The 1,543-nt window shown below is 68.8% G+C and carries 3 protein-coding genes; 1 reads left to right on the forward strand and 2 read right to left on the reverse strand.

Annotation, left to right across the window (positions count from 1 at the left end):
- Window positions 1-103: 103 nt before the first annotated feature.
- Window positions 104-565 (reverse strand): DUF4126 domain-containing protein, encoded by a 462-nt coding sequence (locus EOA32_RS36990; RefSeq protein ID WP_128374292.1) that lies wholly within the window; start codon window positions 563-565, stop codon window positions 104-106.
- Between the two features lie 133 nt (window positions 566-698).
- Here EOA32_RS36990 and EOA32_RS36995 point away from each other — a divergent pair, with 133 nt between their 5' ends.
- Entirely contained in the window at window positions 699-1,256 is a 558-nt protein-coding gene (locus EOA32_RS36995; RefSeq protein WP_128374290.1) for a sugar O-acetyltransferase, read from the forward strand.
- On the opposite strand, the gene EOA32_RS37000 is transcribed toward EOA32_RS36995, so the two are convergent.
- Window positions 1,243-1,543, reverse strand: a 301-nt coding sequence (locus EOA32_RS37000) for a helix-turn-helix domain-containing protein (protein ID WP_128374291.1), incomplete at its 5' end; no start/stop codon positions are given. The genes EOA32_RS36995 and EOA32_RS37000 overlap by 14 nt on opposite strands.

Raw genomic sequence — 1,543 nt, forward strand, 5'->3', positions numbered from 1 at the left:
CGCTCGATCAGCGCAACGCTCATGCCGGCGGCGTCGAGCCGGCCGGCGAGCGAAGGGCCGGCCTGGCCGGCGCCGATGACGATGGCGTCGAAGTTTTTCGCGCTCATGCGACCGCCGCCACGATCAGCAGGCCGCCGATGATCGCCACCGCGTCCTCGATGAAGGCGGCGGGCGGATCCTTGCCGAAGGCGGCAGCCATCCTGGCGCGTGCTTCCGCGCCGCCCAGCGTGCCGATCACCGCGCCGATCGCGCCGGCGATGAGGCCGCCGATGGTGGCGCCGACCGTGGCGCCGATCACCGCGCCGCAGAAGGCGCCCGTGACGATGCGCGCGCCGAACTGCTGCGGCACCTTGCGGCTCGGCGTCGACGGCAACTGGTCGGTGACGAGTTCGACAATCGCCAGGACGGTGAAGATGCCGACCGCGATCCAGTGGCCCATGAAGCTTGCCCAGGTGCCGGCAACCGGGAGCCAGCCGAGATACGAACCCCAGGCAACGACGGCCGGCGCGGTCATGGCGCGAAGGCCGGCGACGACGCCAATCAGCAATGCCAGAATGTAGAGCATCATCACCCCCTCAAATTCGGAGCCCCGCACGGTTCCGCGGATGGCAAGCTAGCATAGGCCTGGCGTTTGGCCATGGGCTTTTCCGGTCGGGCGGATTGTGCTTTGGCAGCGGGACGGGAATGGAGGAGCAGCCATGACGACAAGCGAGCGCATGAAGATGGCGGCGGGTGAATGGTACAGCTGCATCGACCCGGAGCTGGAGGCGATGCGGGTGGCCGCCCGCGACGCAGTGTTCGAGCACAACAGCATGCCGCCCCGGCAGCGCGGCGACATCGGCGCGGCCCTGCAAGCGCTGCTCGGCGGCCTAGGCGAGGGCGCGCGCATCGAGGCGCCGTTCCACTGCGCTTACGGCTTCAACCTGTTCCTCGGCGAGGGCGCCTTCCTGAACGCCGGTTGCACCATTCTCGATACCGCTCCGGTGAAGATCGGCAGGAGGACGCTGCTTGGCCCCAATGTGCAGATCTATTGCGCCGAGCATCACCGCGAGGCCGCCGGGCGGCTGGCCGGATTGGAGATCGCCAAATCGGTGACGATCGGCGACAACGCGTGGATCGGCGGCAGCGCGGTGATCCTCGCCGGCGTCAGCATCGGCGAAGGCGCCATCGTCGGCGCCGGCGCGGTGGTGATGCGCGACGTGCCTGCCAATGCGACCGTGGTCGGCAACCCGGCGCGGGTGGTTACACGCTGCTGATGGCGACCTGTGCGCCGCCCTTCGAGAATTCGCGCCGGTACTGCATCGGGGAGGTTCTGAGCCGCGCCGCGAAATGCTGGCGCAGCGACGTGGCGCTGCCGAAGCCGGCCTCGAAGGCCACCATGTCCATCGACTTGTCGGTCTGTTCCAGCAGCCTCTGCGCCAGCGCCACGCGCTGTTCGGCCAGCCAGTTACCGAAGCTGGTGCCGGTCGTCTTCTGGAAGCGACGCGTGAAGGTGCGGCGGGTGAGGCCAGCTGATTCGGCGACGCTGTCCAGGGTGTGAGCT

It is taken from the genome of Mesorhizobium sp. M1A.F.Ca.ET.072.01.1.1 (assembly GCF_004023325.1).
Classification (GTDB): domain Bacteria; phylum Pseudomonadota; class Alphaproteobacteria; order Rhizobiales; family Rhizobiaceae; genus Mesorhizobium.